We start from the raw sequence: 22,754 nt of genomic DNA on the forward strand, positions 1-22,754 counted from the left end.
TAAACTGAGAGTTCCATTTATTGCCTGGAGGCTCTGCCAATGAGGGCTCGCTGTTTTGATGAGCGCTGGCCTCTACGTACTGCATTTGTCATCTCTCGTGGCGCTCGCACTGAGGCTCAGGTTGTGGTGGCGGAGCTTAGTGATGGTGAAATCTCTGGCGTCGGTGAGTGCACGCCTTATGCTCGCTATGGAGAAAGTGCTGCCTCTGTTTTGCACCAGTTACAGCCAATGCTCAAAGAGGTGAGCGATGGGTTGACCCGAGAGCAATTACAGCTGCGTATGCCTGCCGGAGCGGCGCGAAATGCATTGGATTGTGCGCTGGCAGATTGGGAGGCTAAAAAAGCGGGGCGTCTACATCCGGCTCCGGATTTTCTCCCTACCGTACAGACATTAGTTGTTGATAGTCCCGAGGCAATGGCAAGTGCTGCGAAAATTGCTGTGACGGCGGGAGCTGAGGTTCTCAAGTTGAAACTTGATGACCAACATGTGCAAGAAAGGGTGTCGGCAGTACGCTCTGCAGCACCGGATGCCAGGTTGGTGATTGATGCCAATGAGGCATGGCGAAAAGAGACCTTGTTACAGAGATGTCATGATTTAAGCGAGCTGGGGGTGGCGATGCTTGAGCAGCCACTTCCTGCGAGTGAAGATGAATTTTTGGAGAACTTTGAACACCCGCTGACGATTTGTGCGGACGAGAGTTGCCATACTCGGGAAGACCTGCCGAAGTTGCTCAAACGCTATGAGATGATCAATATCAAGTTGGACAAAACTGGCGGGATTACCGAGGCCCTGGCACTGGCAGATGAGGCGACTGAACTCGGCCTGGAAATTATGCTGGGATGTATGCTTTGTACCTCTCGGGCTATCCGCGCAGCCTGGCCCTTGGGAAGTCGAGCGAGCTTTCTGGACCTGGATGGGCCCACTTGGCTGGCCCGCGATGTGGAGTCCCCTCTGCGTTTCGAGGCAGGAAGAGTTTATTGGTCGTAAGTCAGCAGATCAATTAGTGCTTGCAGGTAGTCTTCACTTGCCGCATCAGCTGATATTGGGGGAATTCAAGGGTAATACAGGGCAGTGTTTGTTCTGCGCACCAGGTGCCGAATGATCCTGGGGTCTGGTAACCCACATCCCCAACCAGAGGGAGCTTAAAATCGCTGGCAAGCTGCATTCCCAGAGGGCTGTTGCTGGGGTCCTCGACACAGGCAAGGGGCTCGTGAATGGAAACGGTCCAGGTCGGTCCCAGCTTTGCAAGCAGCTGGCAAAGTGCAGAGGTCTCGGGTTCAGAGGCGGCGCTATCACCTGTACTTAACCGAACATCGCGTTTTTCCGCAGCACTGTTCCACCGGTAGACATTGCCACTGCCATCCCAATTTGCAGTGGCAAAGTTGCGGTTGAGATCTACGCCGCGTGCGTTGGCCCTGGTGCCCAGCTGGCAGCCATCCGGATTGACAGCGAGGATTACGTGATGCCTCAATGAATTGGTGGCGAGGGCCCGCAACGCGCAGGATAGAGCGACGACTGCGGCGACTTCATCTCCGTGGGTACCGGCCATTATGAGGCCGTGGTGGGTACCGGTTTGCGCGGGAAAATAGAGTAGGGGGGCGCCCAAAACACTTTGGCCGTAGAGCTCAGTGGGCAGGTGAAACTGACCGCGTTCTGGGCGCGGGCGCATTTCGGACATCGTTAACTCTTTACACAGTTTTACAGTCTGTTGTAGAACTTTGGTGACTAGATCGCCACTAAGTCGTTACTGAGAGTCCCTAAGGGGCTGGACAAGCCAAGGCTCGCCCTTGAAAGGACTCGAAAATCCAATGGTTTCATATTAGAAGGGATCACTAGGGGTAACAAACCTATGGTTAAACGTTGTACACAATATCTACTGGTTCTTTGTCTGCTGGTTTCCGGGGCTGCCAGTGCCCGCGGACTGCCTGAACTTACAGAGTTAATCGAAGATAACTCTCCGGCAGTCGTCAAAATCAACACGGTTGATCGCAACCGCACTAGTCGCAGCAGCCAGCCGCAGCTTCAACAGGAAATTCCTGATATCTTCCGCCACCTTTTCGAGCCGCGCCAGCGCCAGCAGCGCCCGGTAGCGAGTATGGGGTCCGGCTTTATCATCTCTGAAGACGGTTATATCGTAACCAATAATCACGTGGTCGATGGTGCGGACCAGGTAACCGTTACATTGACTGATCGTCGCGAATACGAGGCGCAGGTTATCGGCAAGGATGTGCGCTCCGACCTGGCCCTGTTAAAGATCGACGCGGAAGACCTGTCGTCAGTACGCTGGGGGGATTCCGAAGAACTGCAGGTAGGAGAATGGGTTGTCGCTATTGGCTCTCCCTTCGGCTTGGACTACTCCGCAAGCGCCGGGATCGTCAGTGCGATGGGGCGCAGTATCCCCAATGAGAGCCGCGAGAATTACGTTCCTTTTATCCAGACAGATGTTGCAATTAACCCCGGAAATTCCGGAGGCCCGCTGTTTAACCTGGATGGCGAAGTGGTGGGTATCAACTCTCAGATCTATACCCGCAGTGGCGGTTCTATCGGGCTCTCCTTCGCTATTCCCGCAAGCCTTGCCCAGGATGTGGTTGCCCAGTTAAAAGAAAAAGGACGGGTGGATCGCGGGTGGCTCGGAGTGGGAATCAGTAATGTCGACCGCAATATGGCGGAAGCCATGGGCCTTGGTAAGCCCGCCGGCGCCCTGATCGATCAGGTGAGCCCTGGGTCGCCCGCAGCTCAAGCGGGAATTATGCCCGGTGATATCATTTTGCGCTTCCATGGTCAGAAGATAGGGGTTTTTGGTGACCTGCCGCACGTTGTAGGCCAGATTCGACCGGGTACACAGGCCCAGGTGGAGTTGATTCGCAATCGTAAACCCGAGCGCCTGAGTGTCACTGTCGGCACCCTGCCGGGTTCTGAAGATGAAGTGAGGCAAGTGGCAGCCAATCCCAGCTCTGGAGTGGGTGGGCGCCTGGGTGTCGTGGTTGAGGAAATTCCCGATATCCTGAAACAGCGCTGGAATGTGGAAACTGGGGTGCTGGTGAAGCAAGTGATTCCAGGCAAGCCCGGTGCCAAAGCAGGTTTGCGCAGTGGCGATATCATCGCGCAACTTGGTTTTGAGGAAGTTGGCGACATTAGTGACTACAAAACTGTCGTCAAGGATCTGCCGGAGGATGAGCTATTGCCGATTCGCTTCTTCCGCGCCGGGCAGTCCACTTTCCGTACAATTAAGATCGAAAGCTAGCCGCTTTCCAGCGATTGGTGGCCCATTGGGCCACCTAGCTCTCACCTCTGTCCATGAGTTCTGTTAGACTTGCGCCACACAGTTGGCACTATAGCCAGCTAATCATTTGATTTTGCAAGGGTTTTTATTCCGCAGTGGCCACAGATCTCTCTCATATCCGCAATTTCTCCATTATTGCCCATATCGACCACGGGAAATCTACCCTGGCTGACCGCTTTATCCAGGACTGTGGTGGCCTCTCCGATCGGGAGATGGCTGAACAGGTGCTGGACAGCATGGAGCTCGAGCGCGAGCGTGGGATTACCATCAAGGCGCAGAGTGTGACGCTCGACTATAACGCGCGCGATGGTAAGACCTATCAGCTGAACTTTATTGATACCCCGGGGCACGTGGACTTCTCCTATGAGGTATCCCGCTCTCTGGCTGCTTGTGAAGGCGCACTGTTAGTGGTTGATGCTGCTCAGGGCGTTGAAGCCCAGTCGGTTGCCAACTGTTATACGGCCATTGAGCAGGGACTAGAAGTTATCCCGGTCCTGAACAAGATGGACTTGCCGCAAGCAGACCCAGAAAAGGTTGCAGAAGAGATCGAGGACATTATCGGTATTGATGCCGCCGAAGCGACCCGTTGCAGCGCCAAATCCGGCCTGGGTGTCGAAGATGTGTTGGAAGATCTGGTGCGCTTGGTGCCGCCGCCCGAAGGCGATGTGGGTGCTCCTCTGCAGGCGCTGATTATCGACTCGTGGTTCGATAGTTACCTGGGCGTTGTTTCTCTGGTGCGTGTTGTCCAGGGCACGCTGAAGACCAAGGAAAAGATTGTCACCAAGTCTATCGGTCGCGCCCACGTTGTGGACAGCGTCGGTATTTTCACGCCCAAGCGCCATGAAACCGGTGTACTTCGCGCTGGTGAAGTGGGCTTTGTAGTGGCAGGCATCAAGGATATTCACGGTGCCCCGGTGGGCGATACCCTGACCCATGCCAAGGGCGCCGATGACATCGATATGCTGCCGGGCTTCCAGAAAGTTAAGCCCCAGGTCTATGCCGGCCTATTCCCGGTCAGTTCTGATGACTATGAGGCCTTCCGGGACGCGCTGGAGAAACTTTCCCTGAACGATGCTTCCCTGTTCTATGAGCCGGAAACATCCGATGCACTGGGCTTTGGTTTTCGCTGCGGCTTCCTCGGTATGCTGCACATGGAAATTATCCAGGAGCGCCTGGAGCGTGAGTACGACCTGGACCTGATCACTACCGCGCCGACGGTGGTTTACGAGGTTGAGCAGTCAGATGGCGAGACTGTGATGGTGGACAACCCATCGCGTCTGCCGGATGTAGGTTCCATTGAGGAGATGAGGGAACCGATTGCCGAGGTGAATATTCTTGTGCCACAGGAGTATTTGGGTAATGTAATTACTCTGTGCGTAGAGAAGCGGGGTATCCAAAAGGATATGCAGTATGTGGGTTCCCAGGTGTCCCTGCGCTATGAACTGCCGATGAGTGAAGTGGTCATGGACTTCTTCGACCGCCTCAAGTCTGTAAGCCGTGGCTTTGCCTCTTTGGATTACAGCTTTGTCCGTTTTGAAGCGGCTAAGTTAGTGCGCCTGGATATCCTGATTAATGGTGACCGTGTAGATGCCCTGGCCTTGATCGTCCACCGCGATAACGCGCAGCAGAAAGGCCGTGCTATGGCGGAGAAGATGAAGGAGCTGATTCCTCGCCAGATGTTTGATGTGGCTATCCAGGCGGCCATTGGTGGCCAAGTAGTCTCCAGAACCACGGTGAAGGCGTTGCGTAAAAATGTGACGGCCAAATGTTACGGTGGTGATGTTACCCGTAAGAAAAAGCTGCTTGAGAAACAGAAAGCGGGCAAGCGCAGAATGAAGCAGCTGGGTCGTGTTGAAGTACCTCAGGAAGCATTCTTGGCGGTGCTGAAGGTGGATCAGTAGAGTTTAGACTCTGCGCCACGACAAAAATAAGGAATAGTAGAGAAAAGTAATGGATATCAATTTACCTCTGATTCTGCTTTGGTTAGTTGTGATTAGTGGCGGAATCTGGTTGGTCGACAGCCTGTTTTTCGCCCGTCAACGGAAAAAGAAAGTTGGGGACCAGCAAGCCGACCCAATCGTCGTTGAGTATGCGAAGTCTTTTTTCCCAATTCTGGCGATCGTATTTGTTCTGCGCTCTTTCCTCGTTGAGCCCTTTCAAATTCCCTCGGGCTCAATGATTCCAACGCTGGAAGTCGGGGATTTTATCCTGGTTAACAAATATGCCTACGGCGTACGCTTGCCAGTTTCCCGTACCAAGGTTATGGATGTAGGCGAGCCCAAGCGTGGCGATGTTATGGTGTTTTTCCCACCTCACAACAACGATACCTATTACATCAAGCGGGTGATCGGATTGCCCGGTGACAGAATAGAGCTGAAAAACAATGTGCTCTATGTGAACGGTGAGCTGGCTCGCCAAGAATTGATCCGAGCTATTCCTCCGAGCAATCCACAAACTGAGGTTATGTGGGAAGATCTCGATGGTTATCGCCACGAGATGCAGAAAAGTGTCCATCCCAGGCAGTACAGCAATTTCAGTGGTGTAGTGCCTGAAGGGCATTACTTCATGATGGGCGACAACCGCGATAACAGCCTGGATAGCCGGGAGTGGGGTTTTGTTCCAGAGAAAGATATCGTTGGCAAAGCTTTCGCCATTTGGATGCACTGGGACAAGCTGCTCAGTTTGCCCAGCTTTAAGCGTGTAGGCTCAATCCAATAATGAAACCAACCGGGCGGTGGTCCGGTGATTTATAAAGGGTAGAGGGCAAAGTAATGGGTAATAAGCTCAACTTCTCAATGCAGGGGCAGCGGGGAATGGGGTATTGGGGATGGTTGCTGGCACTGGCACTATTGGGATTTGCTCTGACTTGCGTATCTAAGATGGCTCCGGCCTATGTAGATGCTCGCTACGTTAATGAGGGGTTAAAAACCCTTGGTCAGAACCCCAACCTTGAAAATATGACTAGTGGTCAAATCAAGAAAGAATTGGGCCGTTTTTTCCTGATAAATAATGTTCGGGGTGAGCCGACCAAATCGGTGCAAGTAGTTCGAGGGGCCAAGAGTACTGTGGTAAGTATCAATTACGAGTTGCGCCAGCCATTGATGTACAACGTTGATGTTGTGATGAAGTTTAATAAGCAGCTCGACACGGCAAAGCCAGAACTTTGCTGTGATGCGCTGATCGATCTGGAGCAATTCCGCAAACGTGACTGATCTTTTATTGGAACGCCTTTGCAAGCGCCTCGGCCATGATTTTGATCAGGCCGAGCTGCTTGAGTTGGCTCTTACTCACCGATCCCATGGGAGTCGTAATAACGAGCGCCTGGAGTTTCTCGGCGACTCGATACTCGGGTTCACTATCGGCGCGGCACTTTACGAGCAGTTCCCCAACGGGCGCGAGGGGCAGTTGAGCCGCTTGAGGGCACAATTGGTTAGCGGTGAAACCCTGGCAAAACTTGCGCGGGAGTTGGAAATTGGCGATTGCCTGCGCCTCGGTGAAGGTGAAATGAAAAGTGGTGGCTTTCGTCGGGCATCGATTCTGGCCGATGCCGTAGAGGCTCTTATTGGGGCCATCTATCTGGATGCCGGTTTGGAGGCTGCGCGCGCCCGGGTACTTGAGTGGTTTGCATTGCGCTTGCAGGGCCTATCATTAGAGACCGTGAAGGATCCCAAAACCCGCTTGCAGGAGTGGCTGCAGGCACGAAAAAAACCTCTGCCGGAATATAAAGTCGTAGATGTTTCTGGCGCTGAACACGCACAGCATTTTGTAGTGGAGTGTCGTGTCAGTGGCCTTACGCAGCCCGTAAAAGGCGAAGCCAGTAGTCGCCGTAATGCTGAAAAGACTGCGGCGGTGGAAGCCTATAAGCTCCTCACCGGGCAGGACTAACCTTACAATAGAAACGACGCGCCGGATCCATTTCCCGCATCGTAATGACAGCCCCTTGTATCACTGGGGGCGCTTCTGGCTCCGGGGCTTCCCGGAGACCTCCAACTCTTTCGGAGAAATTTCTTGAGCGAACAACCTTCTCGCTGTGGCTATGTCGCGATTGTCGGCCGCCCCAATGTGGGAAAATCCACACTGTTGAACCACCTGCTGGGGCAGAAACTCGCGATTACTTCGCGCAAGCCGCAGACCACCCGCCACAATATGCTCGGTATTAAAACCGAAGGTCCAAACCAGATTATTTTTGTCGATACTCCGGGTCTGCACTCCGACCAAGAAAAAGCGATTAACCGCTATATGAATCGAGCTGCCGCCAGTGCTGCGCGGGATGTGGATGTAGTGGTGTTTGTTGTAGAGCGCACTCGTTGGAGTGAGGCAGACCAGTTGGTGGCAGATAAGCTGCGCGGTATTAAATGCCCATTAATTATCGCCGTGAACAAGGTGGATCAGCTCGAGGATAAAGCTGATCTACTGCCCCAGCTACAAGCCCTGGCTGAGGAGCATCCAAAAGCTGAAATTGTTCCCATATCAGCCTTGCGCAACGTAAATCTGGATACTTTGGAAGAGGTTATTCTGAAGCACTTGCCTGAGGGGCAGCATTTCTTTCCCGAAGATCAAGTGACTGACCGCAGCTCGCGCTTTCTCGCAGCAGAAATTGTTCGCGAAAAGATTATGCGTCAATTGGGTGCCGAGGTTCCCTACCAAGTTACTGTGGAGGTAGAGGAGTTTGCCCAAGAAGGTAAGGTCTTGCATATCAGCGCTGCTATTTTGGTTGAGCGGGCGGGCCAAAAACGTATCATCATTGGAAATAAGGGCGAGCGAATCAAACAGATTGGCAGCCAGGCTAGAGAAGATATGGAGCGCTTGTTTGATAGCAAGATAATGCTCAATTTGTGGGTGAAGGTGAAATCTGGCTGGTCTGATGATGAGCGGGCTCTGCGCAGTCTCGGTTACAGAGACGAGTAATCATCAGGGCAATTTCCCCTGGACCTATGAAAACGCCTCAACCGCCTCAACCCGCATATATCCTCCATTCGCGGCCCTATAAAGACTCCAGTTTGATCCTGGAGCTTTTCACTCCCGATTACGGCCGGTTGGGCTGTGTCGCCCGTGGGGCCCGCCGTGACAAGCAGCGCCGCCAACAAGCATTGCAGCCTTTCACCCCGTTGCTTGTCACATTGATGGGAGCGGGTTCACTTAAAACGCTCGGTCCAGTCGAGAATGTTGGTGTACCACTATGGCTCAAGAGCCGAGCGGTTTATGCGGGCCTTTATGCCAATGAACTGATGGTAAGGCTCCTTCCCGAGGGCGAGGCGCATTACACGCTGTTTGCAGCTTATCAGAGCCTGCTGGAATCTCTGTCTCAGCTGGAGGGACTCTCCAACGCTGAACTGGAAGGTCCGCTTCGTTGCTTTGAGTTACAACTGCTCCTGGAGCTCGGTACCTGCCCGTCCCTCAAAATTTGCGGCCCGCAAGGAGACCCTGTAAGTGAAGATGGGGTTTATCGCCTGGATGATGAGTGGGGTTTAATTCCTGTTCACCGCTCCAAAGATGAGAGTCTGGGAGAGTGTTTTTTTTCAGGTGCCGAACTATTGGGGATGGACAGCGCTATGAATGGGGGTGTCTGGTCAGGTGAGGCTTTAGCACCTGCAAAGCGCCTTACACGATTATTGTTGAGGAAAGTATTGGGGGATAAGCCTTTGCAGAGCAGAGAGCTTTTTCGACAGGTTTACGGAAAAAAATGATTGTTAGTATTGGCACCGATATTTGTAACTACGACCGTATTGAGGTGGCGTGGCAGCGCTTTGGTGATCGCTTTGTTGAGCGTGTTCTTAACAGTGCGGAGAGGAAGGACTTTTATGCTATGGCTGAGCCCATCCGTGCTGCATATCTGTGCAAGCGATTTGCGGCGAAGGAGGCTGTAGCCAAGGCCTTGGGCACTGGGATTGGTGAAGGGGTTTCCTGGCAAGACATCGATGTCCGTCGCCGCAAGGGAGCTGCACCGCAGGTGGTGCTGGCGGGCGCAGCTGAGGAGAGGGCCGAAAAACTTGGTGTGGACAGAATCCACCTCAGCCTGTCTGATGAAAAAGACTCGGCCCTGGCATTCGTCGTATTTGAATCCTGCTAGGCAACTACCTCCAGGCCAAAGAGCGCATCCAAGTCCTGTTCAGAGGCCCACTCGCGCAGCGCCCGGATCTCCCTGAGAACAGCATTGAGTTTGCGCTGGTCAAAGGCTTGGGCATCGGAGCCTTGGATAGTGCGCAATGCCTCTTGTAACACGCAAGTTGATTCTCTCAAGCGTGAAACTCCGCAATAGCAGCAGCCACCGTGCATGCGATGAGTGAGTTCGAACATGCCCTTGTAATCCCCAAGGTTGTATAACCTTTCCAGTTCTCTCTCATCTGAACTGAGACCGTCAATCAACATGCGCAGCATGTCCCTGGCCAGCTTGGCATCGCCGTTGGCGAGGGTCAGGCATTCGCCAATGTCTACCAGGCGCATCTCCTCAATCTTCACTTTTTCTGCGGCCTGGGGAGTGATGATCTTAAGCCAGCGCTTGATCATATGGGAGAGCTGGGCCTCGCTAACAGGCTTGCTTAAGTAGTCGTCCAGTCCCGCAGACAGCAGGCGTGCTTTTTCTTCGGCGCCGGCGTGGGCGGTGAGGGCAATGATTGGAGTACGGCGGCCGGTCTCCTGCTCACGAATCAGGCGTGTAGCTTCGATACCATCCATCTCGGGCATTTGAATATCCATAAATACCAAGTCGAAAGCTCCCTGCTGCCAAAGCTGTAGAGCTTCTTCGCCGCTTGCTGCAATAACGACTTCTACATCTTGTGCTCGCAGAAGTTCGCCGACCAGTCGGCGGTTTGCCGCGTGGTCATCCACTGCCAGCACACGCGGTGGTGCGGGCCACGGTAGTGCCTGTACCCCGCCACTAACCCGCTGTTGCCCCTGCTGTGGTACTGCTCGTTTCAGGGATCGCAGCAAATTGTCTCGGGTGACGGGTTTGCTAAGGAAAGTGAGAGTGCGGGTGCGCAGTTGGTCGTAGCAGCGACGCAATTCAGCGGGTGGGCCCAGTACGATCACGCGGCACTGATAGGTATCAACCAGCGACTGCACTTTGCTACTGAAATTATCAAAATCACCTTTGGCAGTAGCTGTATCGATAATAACCGCATCCGGTAGGGCATCGTGCCGCCACATTTGCTCGATTGCCGGTTGCAGAGTATCGGTATCGCCGAGTTCTATGGGCTCCACTTGCCATTGGCTGAGTAGCTGGGCTACCTGGGTCCGTGTAACTGGGTTGGGGTCTGCAAGTAAAATTCGGCAGCCTGGATATTGAATACGCGGATACATGCCTCGATTGCGTTCAGCCTGGAGGGAAATTTGCACCCAACAGGTGCTGCCGTCATTGGCTGTTTCTTCAATACCTGTGCAGCCGCTCATCCTCTCAACTAGGCTGCGGGCTATAGACATCCCTAAACCATTTGCGCTGATTTGTTGGGTGAGCTGTGGGGACTTACTGGTGAGGATGTTCTCAATTTCACGGCGACCAGCCTCGTCAATACGGTTACCCAGGCCGGTAACCGAAATACGGAGTACAAGTTCTGAGTTATTAACGCTATGTACTGACAAGCGCACGGGGATATTGCCATTTGCCGAGCTGCGCACCGCGTTACCCACCAAGTTTGTAAGTATTTGCTTAATTCGTAATGGGTCTCCGATTAAAGTGGGAGGGAGTTGAGAATCGATCAAAGGCACCAGTTCCAGATGGTGCTCATAGGCGTTTGGGGCCAGTATTTGCAGGGTCTCTTCAAGTAGTAAGCCAAGGTCCATAGGGATATGGTCAAGGACCAGGTTGCCGGACTCAATGCGGGAAAAGTCCAGGATGTCGTTGATGGTAGTCAACAGGTTTTCCGATGAGCGTAAAATGGTTTGCAGGTAATCCTGCTGTAGCTCATCAATTCCAGTTTTTAACAACAGGTTGGTAAAACCGATAATTCCATTTAAAGGTGTGCGAATCTCGTGACTGGTATTGGCTAGGAACGTCGATTTAATCCTGCTTGCTTCCTGCGCCCTTTTACGTGCTAAGTCCAGCTCAATATTTTGTTCTTCCATACTGTCCAGCGATTGGCGCAGGTCATCCATAGACTGGAGCAAGTTGGCTTTGTATTCCTGTTGGTAACTGGACAGGTTTTCAGCCATCTCGTTAATTTGGTTTCCCAGTTGAGCGAGTTCTCGATTCTCCGTTTCATGGGTGCGTCGATCAAACTCACCTCTGCCAATCGCCTCCAGAGTATGTCCCATTCTAATCAGGCTGTGAGCAAAGCGCTCAGACATGATGACCGACCAGGCCAGCGCGGCTAGGGTACAGAGAATCAACCCCACCAAGCCTACGAGTAAAACTTGGTAAGTTCCCACCAGGAAATAGGGGCGATGTAGCTCAATACTTATCCAGCAGGTGGTGATATCGCCTTTCAATGGTTGTAAAACCTGAAGGGTCTCATCATCTTCAAAAATAAAGGGTTCGCGCTTGTTAAGGGTGTCCCTGCTAATGGGGGTGCGTGGACGCGGCCCGACACTGGCCAGCAAGCTGAGTCTGGTGCTGGGGTTGAGGGCTAGCTTGGGGCTGGGTTCGGTGGAGTAGACATGAACAGATCTGACCATATCTTTTTCCAGCATTAGCGCCAGCAAACTTTTACGCAGCCATTCCATTCTAAGTTCAGCTGGATGGCCCCCGCTCATCTCAATTAGTTCAGCTAGCTGTTCGGCGCTGGCTCGACCGTGGCTTAATAGTAATTGGCGACGATCGTGCATTTGCTGCAGGGTGAAAACGAGAGCGAGGAGCAAGGACAGAATTAGTGCGGGTGCTACAGTAAGGCGAAATACCAGGGTTCGTAAGGATCGAGGTTGCTCTGGTTCCTCGATTGAGAGAATAGGGTTGCCTGGGGCCATGTTAAGAGGGGCCTTGTACGATTATTTTTCCCTCATTTTACCGTTATGTACATCTGAGCGCACTCATTCACTTATCAGAAAACGCTTCTTTTTTGTCACAATATGCGCGTTTTAGAGGCTCAAAGATTCACTTTGCCAAGATTAGATAGCGCGGCATAGCCATCTGAATAATACCGCTTCAGGTATAACTCCCTTAATAACCAGGGTAGGGAGTAGACCAAAGTAGACGGTATTTAGTGCGTAGTACCGCTTGCTGTACACTTGGATCCCGCGAGATTTTTCTGGAATTTATTGCATTATGGATTATCCAACAATTGCTGACTGCGTAGGCAATACCCCGCTGGTTAAACTACAGCGCCTGCCAGGTGATACCAGTAATACTGTTTTGCTCAAGCTGGAAGGCAATAACCCTGCGGGTTCGGTAAAAGACCGCCCGGCACTTTCAATGATCAACCATGCGGAAGCTGCAGGATATATTTCTCCGGGAGATACCCTGATAGAAGCGACCAGCGGTAATACGGGAATTGCCCTGGCAATGGCTGCAGCGATTAAGGGCTATCAAATGATATTGATTATGCCCGACAGTGCTACCGAGGAGCGCAAGGCTTCAATGACAGCTTATGGCGCTGAGTTGATATTGGTTAGCGCTGAAGAAGGTATGGAGGGTGCGCGGGACTTAGCTTTGCAAATGCAGGAGGATAAGAAAGGATTGGTACTGAACCAGTTTGCCAATAGCGATAATCCCCTGGCTCACTATGAGGGAACCGGTCCGGAGATTTGGCAGCAGACCTCTGGAACGGTGACTCACTTTGTCTCCTCAATGGGTACAACCGGTACCATTATGGGATGCGGGCGTTACTTGAAGGAGCAAAATCCCGATATTCAAATCGTTGGATTGCAGCCAACTGAAGGCTCCAGTATTCCGGGGATTCGCCGTTGGCCGGAGGCATACTTACCTAAGATTTTTGTTCCTGAGCAAGTGGATATGGTCATGGATATGGACCAGCGAGAAGCTGAGGATATGACTCGCAGGCTGGCGAAAGAAGAGGGTATCTTTTGTGGCGTTTCCTCTGGAGGAGCGGTAGCCGGTGCTTTAAGGCTGTCTGCGCAGCTAGAAAAAGCGACGATTGTTGCAATTGTCTGTGATCGTGGAGATCGTTATTTATCTTCAGGACTTTTTGCCGCCCCAAAATAGTTCTTACTTTTATTCTCTAATTTATCTTATTTTATTGATCAATGCTGGAAATAAAGTACTTTAATTCCAGCATTGTTCCTGATGTCTACTCGGAAAAACGTTGTGAGATTCGCAGCTCTTTAAAGTGATTCGCCAATCAATTTACAATCATCTCTTTTGCCCCTTTTTTTGGGGAGAGCCTCTAATCCTCTTGCTATATGTGCATTGCCAGTTACAAAAAGCAATAACTAAGCTGGTAAATACAAAAAACTGATAGTTTGTAAAGTTCGGTAAAGCCTTGTTTCATGTTCACGTAGAGGTGGAGAAATTCACTTTTAAGTAATAAATGCAACCTGTTCACTTCTATCGATTTCCCCAATATCACAATTTTGGTTTTCTATAGGCATTGGTTTTGCAGGTTTACTGTTGGTTAAAAGGTCAACAAGCTGCACAAGACTTATACCCTCCCACTCAAATTGGTACGAAAAACTGCTGAATTTCGCGCAGCTTATTGAAATGTATACAGAAAATCATGGACTTTGGTGAGTTCAAACCTATGATAGAGAAGCGCTTAATCCAGCATGAGCACTGAGTAAATGTGCTGCTAAGCCAGGTAACGACAAAATTATGCCAATAACACAAATGACTCTTGTTAAAACATGGTTCAAGTAAGAAAGCATCATTCCTATGGTGGAGAAGGTGAACTCGACCTTGAATCCTGGTTGCGCCATGTACAGAAACTCGCGGGCCTGGATGGTTCTGCGATAGTAACTTTGCGGCGCGCAGCTGAGGTGAGTGCCGAAGCAGAACAGCGCGCAATTGAGGCAGAAAATATCTGGGCTGAGGGCGCTAGCAGTTTTGCTACTGGCCTTGAGATGGCTGAGATTCTCGCCGACTTACAAATAGACTCGGAAGCACTTGTCGCGGCGGTGCTGTACCGTGCCGTACGTGAGAAACGCCTGCCACTGGAAGCTGTGGAAAAAGAATTTGGTGAGCGAGTTGCCAAGCTGATTCGTGGCGTTTTGCGTATGGCTGCGATTCGCAGTCGCAGCGCAGATACCGGAGAAGAAAGCCCGAGTGGTGCGGTAGAGGAACATTCAGAGAATATCCGGCGTATGCTGGTGGCATTGGTCGACGACGTGCGAGTCGCTTTGATCAAACTCGCTGAGCGCACTTGTGCCATTCGTGCTGCAAAAAACTCAGAGCCGGCTAAACGCCAAAGAGTTGCTCGTGAAGTGGCCGATGTTTATGCACCCCTGGCCCACCGCCTGGGAATTGGTCATATCAAATGGGAATTGGAAGATCTATCTTTTCGCTATCTTGAGCCGGAAGATTACAAGCAGATTGCTCGCTTGCTGGATGAGAAAAGACTGGCTCGGCAGCAGTATATCGATGAGGTATTGGAGCTATTGCGCTCTGAACTCGAGCGCGCCCATATTGAAGGTGATGTTTACGGGCGAGCAAAGCATATCTATAGTATCTGGCGGAAAATGCGCCGAAAAAATATCGGCTTCTCCCAGGTCTATGATATTCGCGCAGTGCGTATTCTTGTCCCAACAGTAAGGGATTGCTATGCGGTTCTGGGTATAGTGCACAACCTCTGGCGCAACATACCGAATGAATTCGATGATTATATCGCCTCCCCCAAAGAAAACGGTTATCGCTCTCTGCACACGGCTGTAATTGGCCCCGAGCGAAAGGTGCTCGAGGTTCAGATCCGAACTTTTGCTATGCATGAAGAAGCGGAATACGGTGTTTGTGCTCACTGGCGTTACAAGGGCACTGATCTTAAGAGCGAGAGTAAAGATAGCTACGAGCAAAAAATATCCTGGTTGCGTCAGGTGCTCGACTGGCATGAAGAGGTGGGAGGTAACCCACTACAAGATGATTTGCGCTCCAGTGAGGCAGATTCACGTATTTATGTATTTACCCCCGGTGGTCATGTTGTAGACCTGCCTCGGGGTGCAACACCATTGGACTTTGCCTACAAGATTCATACAGAAATTGGTCATCGTTGTCGCGGGGCTAAAGTAGATGGCCGAATCGTGCCGCTCAACCACCGGTTGGAGACAGCCAATCAGGTTGAAATCCTCACAGGAAAACTCGAAGCGCCGAGTCGCGATTGGCTCTCTTCGGGCATGGCCTATATCACTACCTCCCGTGCCCGAGCCAAGATTATTCACTGGTTTAAGCAGCAGGCTCGGGATCAGAATATCGCCGATGGCCGCAGTATTCTCGACCGGGAATTTAAGCAGCTGGCGCTGAGTGATTTCGATTTCGATAAGTTGGCAGCCAAGCTCAATATGCATTCCCTAGAGGACCTCTATGCGGCAGTGGGTGCCGGTGATATAGGCGTGGGTCAGGTTCTCAACGCAGCCCAGCGAATGGTGAAGGTCGACAATGTGCCTCGGGTACCATCACTGACGGCTCCAGTTGCCCGGGGAGAAGGCAAGGCTGATGTCTATATCGACGGAGTGGGTAATTTGCTCACCCACATTGCCGGCTGTTGTAACCCTGTTCCAGGCGATGAAATTATGGGGTATATCACCCTTGGGCGCGGGGTTTCTATACATCGTAAAGACTGCGCAAATATGCTGCGTATGCAGGTTGAGGAGTCTGAAAGGGTACTCCAGGTAAGTTGGGCGGAAAAACCCCGCGAACTTTACGCCGTTGAAATTATGATCGAAGCCTACGATCGCCAGGGCCTGTTGCGGGATGTCACGGTGATGCTGGACAGTCAGAAAATTAATATTACCGCTATGCAAACCCGCTCTAATAAGAACAAGCATACGGTAGAAATGATCGTGACTGCTGAGATCCACAACTTTGAAGAGTTGAGCCAGGTTTTACATCGGATCAATCAACTACCCAATGTGGCAGCTGCAAAGCGGCGAATTCTGCGCTGAACGTTGAGTAAGGAATAACGTGGAAAAGAATTACTCTGTGGAGGACCTCCTCCACTTGATGGCTCAGCTTCGCAGCCCTGAGGGCGGTTGCCCTTGGGACCTGAAACAGGACTTTGCCAGTATTGTCCCCTCTACGATTGAAGAGGCCTATGAGGTAGCAGAGGCTATTGAGCAGGAAGACTTTGAGCACCTGCACGAAGAGCTCGGAGATCTGCTCTTCCAAGTCATTTTTTATGCCCAGTTAGGGCGTGAGAAAGACCACTTTGATTTCCCCCAGATTGTTGACACTTTGGTACGCAAACTAGTGCGCAGGCATCCCCATGTCTTTCCCAGTGGAACCCTCTACGGCGACCGCTCTGCCGAAGCTCTTGATGAAGCTGAAGTAAAGAGGAGTTGGGAGGCGATTAAAGAGGCCGAACGCGCTGCCAAAGGGGATGCAGGAACCCTGGCAGGAGTAGCTGTGGGGCTGCCGGCTTTGACGCGTGCAGCCAAATTGCAGAAGCGCGCCTCCCGTGTCGGTTTTGACTGGCCCAATATTGATGGTGTCCTCGATAAGATTGAGGAAGAGGTTGCAGAGCTGCGGGAGGCTGTGACAAATGGGGATACGGAGCATGCAAAGGAGGAGCTGGGGGATCTGCTTTTCTCTTGTGTGAACGCATCTCGCCACCTGAAGGTTGATCCTGAGGCGGCTTTGCGGGGGTGTAGCAGGAAATTTGAGCGGCGTTTTGGTTATGTTGAGTCCAGTTTACACAGTGAAGGGCGGCAAGTATCAGAGGCAACGCTGGAGGAACTGGACAGACTTTGGGACAAGGCCAAAGTTCAGCGGGAGCCTGGTGCTGATAGCTAGGGATCTTAACAGGCTTACGTAGAGCGGAGCTTTGTGCCCCTTATAGTACTCTGTGGCTTGTATGGATTGTGGGGGCATCGGTAGCAATCTTGCCCAATCTGAGGTGTGAGTGTAAGGTAGCGCTCTTTTAGCGCGGCGGCTTTTGGTTCGTCGATAGTATTGGAGGCTTACTGAACATGCGAATTATTCTCTTGGGCGCGCCGGGGGCCGGCAAGGGCACTCAGGCTCAATTCATAACAGAGAAGTTCGGCATTCCGCAGATCTCCACCGGCGATATGCTTCGCGCTGCGGTGAAGGCGGGTACCCCTCTTGGCCTACAGGCCAAGGATGTTATGGACGCGGGAAAATTGGTTTCTGACGACCTGATCATTGCGTTAGTTAAAGAGCGCATTGCCCAGGAAGACTGCGCTAAAGGGTTCCTGTTCGATGGCTTCCCTCGCACCATTCCCCAGGCTGAAGCCCTTCTGGAAGCCGATGTACATATCGATCATGTTCTGGAAATCGCTGTTGACGATGAAGAAATCGTAAAGCGTCTCTCGGGCCGCCGGGTTCATGAAAACTCTGGTCGCGTCTATCACATCGTATACAACCCGCCCAAGGCTGAGGGTGTCGATGATGTGACTGGCGAGGCACTGATCCAGCGTACAGATGATACTGAAGAAACTGTTCGCAACCGTTTGGCGGTTTATCACGAGCAGACAGCACCGCTGGTAGGCTTCTATCGCGAGCTGGAAGCACGCTCTCCTGAAGCGGCTCCCAAGTACAGCAAGGTAATGGGTGTTGGCGGTATGGATGAGATTCGCGAGAAAGTGTTGGAAGCGCTCAGCTGAGATCGTCACTAACATTTTTTAAAAGCCCCCACTTGGGGGCTTTTTTGTATCTCCAGAAGTGATATTGAGCGAGTTGATCACGGCGGTATTGGCCTGGCAGTATGCGCTCTTCCCTGCCTGATAACTGGCAGGATTTCTTGAAAGGATAAGATTTCTAACGGGGTGGTTTATGTCTACGGCAATAATTTTGATGAATTTGGGTACTCCAGCTGAGCCTACACCTACAGCAGTAAGAAGTTTTTTGCGGGAATTCCTTTCAGATCCGAGGGTTGTCGAGATACCGCGGCCAATCTGGCTGACCATATTGAACTGCTTGGTACTGCCTTTTCGTCCACAACGTATTGCCCCTGCCTATGCGGAAATATGGAATAGCAGTGCAGATGAAACAAAAGTGGAAGGATCGCCGCTTCTCTACTATACGCAGAAGCAAGCAGAGCTGTTGCAGCAGCGTTTAAAAGCAAAAGGTTGCGATGTCGCTGTTGAATATGCCATGACTTATGGTGAGCCCCGCCTCGACAACACCATAGAAACTCTGCGCGAGAAAGGTTTCGAGTCTTTTATAGTGCTTCCCCTATATCCCCAATATTCGGCTACCACAACTGCAGCAATTTATGATCAGGTGGCGCAAATTTTTCGCAATAGTCGCGATATTCCGGATATTTCTCTGATTCGAGATTATTACCAAAATCCGCTCTACATAAAATCCCTGGCCAATTCAGTAAAAGAACACTGGGAAAAAGCAGGGCCAGCGGAAAAATTGTTACTTTCATTTCACGGTATCCCAAAAGCCAATGTGGATAAGGGGGACCCCTATTATCGCCATTGCATGGAAACCGCACGGTTATTAGCGGATGAACTAGAAATCAGTGAGGATAAGTGGCAAGTCACATTTCAATCGCGCTTTGGTAAGGCAGAGTGGCTACAGCCATACACCGATAAGACCCTTATTGAATGGGGTAAAACAGGAGTTAGTAGTGTCGATATAATTTGCCCGGCTTTTTCTGCGGATTGCCTGGAAACATTGGAAGAAATTTCGGTAGAGAATCGCGCTAATTTTATTGATGCTGGGGGCAGTGACTACCGATATATTCCCGCATTAAATTTGCGTGAGGATCATATAGAGGCGCTTGCGGAAATTGTGCAAACTAAGCTCAATGGGACAAAATAATTTCTACCAAAGTGCTAAAACGGGACCCAAAAGTGAAAATTGATAAGAAAAAGATACTTTTTTTATAAAAAGTTTCTCATTTTTCGCTTTTTTACTTGCAATGCCGGGTATTTTTATTAACTTTGATAAAGTTGTATCGAAATAGGCGGTGCGGCGCTCTGCATAAGTAATAAAAACGGCCGATTCCAGTTTTTATTCGATAGCTAAAAGGCAATGCTGCCGGCACACTTTTGGATGTACTTCTTCTTTCAGTGAGGAGACAAGGGATGGCAAGAGTAGTAAAAAAAGGTACACGCGCGAAACGAGCAACTAGTGCGACCGCAGCGTCGCCAGCGGTCGTGAAAGCGCAGAAGGCGGTAGATTCAGCGACGAAATCGCTGGATGCGCAAATGGACCGTGTTGCTAAGGCTAAGGCTCGAGCGCAGAAAAGTAATGCGGCAACAGCGAAAACCTCGCTGGCCAGTGCCAATAGTAAGGCAAAGGATTTGCGCGCCAAGCTTGCAGCGGCAAAGATGGATCTTGCCAAAGCTAAGGCTATGGATGCCGTACACATGGCTGAAGCTGCTGCAAAAGAAAAGGTGGAAAGTCTCTCTAAGAGCCTCTCCAGCAAAGCAGATAAAGAGTTGGCTGCCGCACTCAAGGCATTTGAAGCACGCTGGGTAAAAACCAAAGAAAAGGCTCATGCCAAGAAATTGAAGGCTGCTGAGAAGAAGGCTGAAGCTAAGGTTAAAGCAGCTGCAAAGAAAGCTGCCGCTAAAGTTAAAGAGTTAGAGAAGAAGGCTAAAGCCAAATTAAAAGCCGAAACTCAAAAGGCCAAGAAGAAACCTGCAACCAAGGCCACGGCAGCGAAAAAGCCTGGACGCCCCAAGAAGGCCGCTACAGCGACGGCGAAAAAAGCCGGCCGCCCAAAGAAGGCAGCTTCAGCAGCTAAGCCAGCAAAAAGAGTCGGACGACCCAAGAAAGCGACTGCGACAGCAGCTGCTAAGAAGGCTCCAGCCCGTCGAGGCCGTCCACCGAAGGCTGGTGCTGCCCGTCGAGGCCGGCCACCGAAAAAGGCCGCCTAGGGTCATATATATGGGCTCAACGAAGTGAACTTTGGCAGGCTCCTCATAAACCCCGGTTAGTCCGGGGTTTTTTAGTTGCGGGTTGCGATATTGGGCATGACTCCCCTCCGCTCCCGTGCCACAATTCCCTCCCTTTTTTATGACCAGGATTAAGAACGCTGTGAAAATACTTGCCCTGGATACAACGTCGGGCGCCTGTTCTGTTGCTCTCATATCTGATGGCCAGCTGATTGAGCGTTTTGTACAGGCAGAGCGCGATCACACCCGTCGCCTTTTGCCAATGGTGGATGACGTTCTCGCAGAAGCCGGCATAAAGCTGGCAGACCTGGATGCTCTTGCTGTCAGCCGCGGGCCGGGGTCATTTACTGGTCTCCGTATAGCAATTAGTAGTGTGCAGGGGTTGGCTTATGCTGCAGATCTACCGGTGGTTCCGGTTTCCAGCCTCGCAGCCCTAGCACTTGGAGCTCGGCGATCGCACCCGGACTGGGGACAGTCACCGGTCGTGGCAATGCTGGATGCTCGTATGCAACAAGTATATTGGGGGGTTTACTCCAGTGACTCTCCCTGCGATAGCTTGATCCCGGAGGCGGTACAGAACCCGGAGGAGGTTCTGCTGTCTTTAGAGAAATCGGAGATTTGTACTCCGATCTATGGGGCGGGCCCGGGATTACATTATGAGGCTTTTGAAGGGGCGTCATTGGCTGCCGTTGATCAAGCCAGCCTCATTCACGCTCGGGATATAGCGCAGCTGGCAGAACCACTATGGGAGCAGGGCCATACAGTGACCGCTGAAGAGCTTGAGCCTGTTTATTTGCGCAATGAAGTGACTTGGAAGAAAAGACAAAAAATCCGATCTTAATAACATATGGAAACATTTCAGATTGTAATTTTGGCCCTGATACAGGGGCTGACAGAGTTTCTGCCCATCTCCAGTTCCGCACACTTGATTTTACCTTCTGAGGTATTGGGTTGGCAGGACCAGGGGCTGGCCTTTGATGTCGCTGTTCATTTTGGCTCTTTACTGGCAGTAGTTTTCTATTTCCGCAAAGATATTTGGGTGCTGATTAGGGATGGTCTAGGAGGATTTACGGATAAACAATTTACCGATGAGGGGCGGCTGGCCTGGTTAATTGTTCTCGCTACTATACCTGTGGGGCTGATAGGCCTGGTATTCAAAGGGTTCATAGAAACTCACCTGCGTTCAGCCGGTGTTATCGCTGCTACGACTATTGGCTTTGGTATTTTACTGTGGTGGGCTGATGCAAAGGGGCGCAGGGTCGAATCTCTAGCCCAGTTAAATTGGAAAAAAGCACTTCTGATTGGCTTGTCACAGGTGTTGGCCCTGATCCCTGGCACCTCCCGCTCTGGTATCACAATGACTGCTGGTTTGATGCTTGGCATGAAGAGAGAGGCTGCAGCGCGCTTTTCGTTCCTGATGTCTATTCCTGTTATTGCCCTCAGCGCTATTTTGTTAACGATTGAATTACTTGCGCTGGAAAGTGTTCCATGGAATGACTTGCTGCTTGGTACCGTTTTATCTTGTATTAGTGCTTATTTGTGTATTCATTTTTTCCTTCAATTTATTAGCCGCATTGGGATGGCTCCATTCGCGATTTATCGCTTGGTTCTCGGTGTAATACTTATTTGGATGGTATGGGGGTAGAGGAAATGGCAACAGTTGCATTTATTGGCTTGGGAGTGATGGGATATCCCATGGCGGGGCATCTTTCTAATGCTGGCCACATGGTGCGAATTTACAATCGCACTGTTAGCCGTGCGGATCAATGGCTACAAGAATATGATGGAGAGAGCTTTGCAACGCCCGCTGAAGCCGCAAAGGGCGCGGAGGTTGTTTTTGCCTGTGTAGGCAATGACAACGATCTCCGCCAGGTGGTGACAGGAGAGCAGGGGGCATTCACGAGTATGAATGACGGGGCTTTGTTTGTAGATCATACAACAGCCTCTGCCGATGTTGCTCGGGAATTGGCAGTTGCAGCTGGCGAAAAGGGAATCGGTTTTCTGGATGCCCCTGTCTCTGGAGGCCAGGCCGGCGCTGAGAATGGTGCTTTAACGGTTATGTTTGGGGGAGATAAGGCAGACTTTGATAAAGTGCAACCTCTTATCGACTGTTATGCGCGGGCGAGCAACCTGATGGGGCCAGTAGGTAGCGGCCAGCTGTGTAAAATGGTCAATCAAATTTGTATCGCGGGTGTCGTTCAGGGGCTTGCTGAAGGTTTACATTTTGCCAAGGCAGCTGGCCTCGATGGAGAGCAGGTTGTCAATGTGATATCCAAGGGGGCGGCACAGAGCTGGCAAATGGAAAACCGCTCAAAAACTATGTTAGCTGGGGAGTATGACCACGGTTTTGCTGTGGATTGGATGCGTAAGGATTTGGCTATAGTCCTTCAAGAGGCACAACTTAACGGAGCTTTACTGCCCGTAACTGCCCTGGTAGATCAGTTTTATAGTGAGGTACAAGCTATTGGTGGTGCTCGTTGGGATACTTCCAGCTTGTTTGCACGATTAATGAATGTGCGCTCTTTCGATTAATCCCTCCAATCAATAGCTACCGGGGTTAAGTTTG

At 51.3% G+C, this 22,754-nt stretch carries 20 protein-coding genes; 18 read left to right on the forward strand and 2 right to left on the reverse strand.

The genetic code is table 11. From position 1 onward, the window contains the following. Positions 1-39: 39 nt before the first annotated feature. A complete protein-coding gene (gene ycjG / locus P0078_RS21655; protein WP_282931958.1) occupies positions 40-987 on the forward strand; it encodes an L-Ala-D/L-Glu epimerase in 948 nt (315 codons plus the stop codon). A gap of 13 nt (positions 988-1,000) precedes the next feature. Here the strand turns inward: ycjG and mpaA are convergent, their stop codons facing one another. Continuing rightward, on the reverse strand, positions 1,001-1,678 hold the full coding sequence (gene mpaA, locus P0078_RS21660) for a murein tripeptide amidase MpaA (RefSeq protein WP_282931959.1): 678 nt from the start codon (positions 1,676-1,678) through the stop codon (positions 1,001-1,003). A gap of 171 nt (positions 1,679-1,849) precedes the next feature. Here mpaA and P0078_RS21665 point away from each other — a divergent pair, with 171 nt between their 5' ends. The 8 genes from P0078_RS21665 (at position 1,850) to acpS (ending at position 9,353) form a co-directional block, all read left to right on the forward strand. Then, the gene (locus P0078_RS21665; protein WP_282931960.1) at positions 1,850-3,244 is read left to right on the forward strand and encodes a Do family serine endopeptidase; all 1,395 of its coding nucleotides are present in this window, start codon (positions 1,850-1,852) and stop codon (positions 3,242-3,244) included. Between the two features lie 134 nt (positions 3,245-3,378). After that, positions 3,379-5,184, forward strand: a complete 1,806-nt coding sequence (gene lepA / locus P0078_RS21670) for a translation elongation factor 4 (RefSeq protein ID WP_282931961.1) — start codon at positions 3,379-3,381, stop codon at positions 5,182-5,184. A gap of 49 nt (positions 5,185-5,233) precedes the next feature. Beyond that, on the forward strand, positions 5,234-6,001 hold the full coding sequence (gene lepB, locus P0078_RS21675) for a signal peptidase I (RefSeq protein WP_282931962.1): 768 nt from the start codon (positions 5,234-5,236) through the stop codon (positions 5,999-6,001). Between the two features lie 53 nt (positions 6,002-6,054). Then, positions 6,055-6,495: a DUF4845 domain-containing protein gene (locus tag P0078_RS21680; protein ID WP_282931963.1), complete on the forward strand. Its 441-nt coding sequence runs from the start codon at positions 6,055-6,057 to the stop codon at positions 6,493-6,495. After that, a complete protein-coding gene (gene rnc / locus P0078_RS21685) occupies positions 6,488-7,168 on the forward strand; it encodes a ribonuclease III (protein ID WP_282931964.1) in 681 nt (226 codons plus the stop codon). The genes P0078_RS21680 and rnc overlap by 8 nt, the downstream gene beginning before the upstream one ends. 123 nt (positions 7,169-7,291) lie before the next feature. Next, entirely contained in the window at positions 7,292-8,191 is a 900-nt protein-coding gene (gene era, locus P0078_RS21690) for a GTPase Era (RefSeq protein ID WP_282931965.1), read from the forward strand. Between the two features lie 92 nt (positions 8,192-8,283). Further along, a complete protein-coding gene (gene recO, locus P0078_RS21695) occupies positions 8,284-8,970 on the forward strand; it encodes a DNA repair protein RecO (RefSeq protein ID WP_502867286.1) in 687 nt (228 codons plus the stop codon). Further along, entirely contained in the window at positions 8,967-9,353 is a 387-nt protein-coding gene (gene acpS, locus P0078_RS21700; RefSeq protein ID WP_282931967.1) for a holo-ACP synthase, read from the forward strand. Before recO ends, acpS begins: the two co-directional genes overlap by 4 nt. Here acpS and P0078_RS21705 read toward each other — a convergent pair. After that, on the reverse strand, positions 9,350-12,181 hold the full coding sequence (locus P0078_RS21705; RefSeq protein WP_282931968.1) for a response regulator: 2,832 nt from the start codon (positions 12,179-12,181) through the stop codon (positions 9,350-9,352). The two genes, acpS and P0078_RS21705, sit on opposite strands and share 4 nt — an antisense overlap. A gap of 298 nt (positions 12,182-12,479) precedes the next feature. Here P0078_RS21705 and cysM point away from each other — a divergent pair, with 298 nt between their 5' ends. The 9 genes from cysM (at position 12,480) to P0078_RS21750 (ending at position 22,720) form a co-directional block, all read left to right on the forward strand. Then, entirely contained in the window at positions 12,480-13,376 is an 897-nt protein-coding gene (gene cysM / locus P0078_RS21710; RefSeq protein WP_282931969.1) for a cysteine synthase CysM, read from the forward strand. 638 nt (positions 13,377-14,014) lie between these two features. After that, positions 14,015-16,261: a GTP diphosphokinase gene (gene relA, locus P0078_RS21715; protein ID WP_282931970.1), complete on the forward strand. Its 2,247-nt coding sequence runs from the start codon at positions 14,015-14,017 to the stop codon at positions 16,259-16,261. 19 nt (positions 16,262-16,280) lie between these two features. Continuing rightward, on the forward strand, positions 16,281-17,108 hold the full coding sequence (mazG, locus tag P0078_RS21720) for a nucleoside triphosphate pyrophosphohydrolase (protein ID WP_282931971.1): 828 nt from the start codon (positions 16,281-16,283) through the stop codon (positions 17,106-17,108). A gap of 176 nt (positions 17,109-17,284) precedes the next feature. Further along, entirely contained in the window at positions 17,285-17,938 is a 654-nt protein-coding gene (gene adk, locus P0078_RS21725; protein ID WP_282931972.1) for an adenylate kinase, read from the forward strand. 169 nt (positions 17,939-18,107) lie between these two features. Then, the gene (gene hemH / locus P0078_RS21730; protein WP_282931973.1) at positions 18,108-19,106 is read left to right on the forward strand and encodes a ferrochelatase; all 999 of its coding nucleotides are present in this window, start codon (positions 18,108-18,110) and stop codon (positions 19,104-19,106) included. Between the two features lie 266 nt (positions 19,107-19,372). Further along, positions 19,373-20,170: a hypothetical protein gene (locus tag P0078_RS21735; protein WP_282931974.1), complete on the forward strand. Its 798-nt coding sequence runs from the start codon at positions 19,373-19,375 to the stop codon at positions 20,168-20,170. A 160-nt stretch (positions 20,171-20,330) separates the two neighbouring features. Next, the gene (gene tsaB / locus P0078_RS21740; protein ID WP_282931975.1) at positions 20,331-21,029 is read left to right on the forward strand and encodes a tRNA (adenosine(37)-N6)-threonylcarbamoyltransferase complex dimerization subunit type 1 TsaB; all 699 of its coding nucleotides are present in this window, start codon (positions 20,331-20,333) and stop codon (positions 21,027-21,029) included. A gap of 6 nt (positions 21,030-21,035) precedes the next feature. Beyond that, entirely contained in the window at positions 21,036-21,833 is a 798-nt protein-coding gene (locus P0078_RS21745; RefSeq protein ID WP_282931976.1) for an undecaprenyl-diphosphate phosphatase, read from the forward strand. A gap of 5 nt (positions 21,834-21,838) precedes the next feature. Further along, positions 21,839-22,720, forward strand: coding sequence for an NAD(P)-dependent oxidoreductase (locus tag P0078_RS21750; protein WP_282931977.1), 882 nt, complete (start codon positions 21,839-21,841; stop codon positions 22,718-22,720). Positions 22,721-22,754: the final 34 nt, after the last annotated feature.

The sequence above is a fragment of the Microbulbifer sp. VAAF005 genome (genome assembly GCF_030012985.1).
GTDB lineage: Bacteria > Pseudomonadota > Gammaproteobacteria > Pseudomonadales > Cellvibrionaceae > Microbulbifer.

Bases quoted from the DNA above. Each gene is read 5' to 3' on its own strand.
- ycjG (WP_282931958.1), top strand. From the start codon at position 40: ATGAGGGCTCGCTGTTTTGATGAGCGCTGGCCTCTACGTACTGCATTT.
- relA (WP_282931970.1), top strand. From the start codon at position 14,015: ATGGTTCAAGTAAGAAAGCATCATTCCTATGGTGGAGAAGGTGAACTC.
- cysM (WP_282931969.1), top strand. From the start codon at position 12,480: ATGGATTATCCAACAATTGCTGACTGCGTAGGCAATACCCCGCTGGTT.
- P0078_RS21745 (WP_282931976.1), top strand. From the start codon at position 21,036: ATGGAAACATTTCAGATTGTAATTTTGGCCCTGATACAGGGGCTGACA.
- acpS (WP_282931967.1), top strand. From the start codon at position 8,967: ATGATTGTTAGTATTGGCACCGATATTTGTAACTACGACCGTATTGAG.
- hemH (WP_282931973.1), top strand. From the start codon at position 18,108: ATGTCTACGGCAATAATTTTGATGAATTTGGGTACTCCAGCTGAGCCT.
- mpaA (WP_282931959.1), bottom strand. From the start codon at position 1,678: ATGTCCGAAATGCGCCCGCGCCCAGAACGCGGTCAGTTTCACCTGCCC.
- P0078_RS21680 (WP_282931963.1), top strand. From the start codon at position 6,055: ATGGGTAATAAGCTCAACTTCTCAATGCAGGGGCAGCGGGGAATGGGG.
- P0078_RS21735 (WP_282931974.1), top strand. From the start codon at position 19,373: ATGGCAAGAGTAGTAAAAAAAGGTACACGCGCGAAACGAGCAACTAGT.
- P0078_RS21665 (WP_282931960.1), top strand. From the start codon at position 1,850: ATGGTTAAACGTTGTACACAATATCTACTGGTTCTTTGTCTGCTGGTT.
- adk (WP_282931972.1), top strand. From the start codon at position 17,285: ATGCGAATTATTCTCTTGGGCGCGCCGGGGGCCGGCAAGGGCACTCAG.
- P0078_RS21705 (WP_282931968.1), bottom strand. From the start codon at position 12,181: ATGGCCCCAGGCAACCCTATTCTCTCAATCGAGGAACCAGAGCAACCT.
- lepB (WP_282931962.1), top strand. From the start codon at position 5,234: ATGGATATCAATTTACCTCTGATTCTGCTTTGGTTAGTTGTGATTAGT.
- P0078_RS21750 (WP_282931977.1), top strand. From the start codon at position 21,839: ATGGCAACAGTTGCATTTATTGGCTTGGGAGTGATGGGATATCCCATG.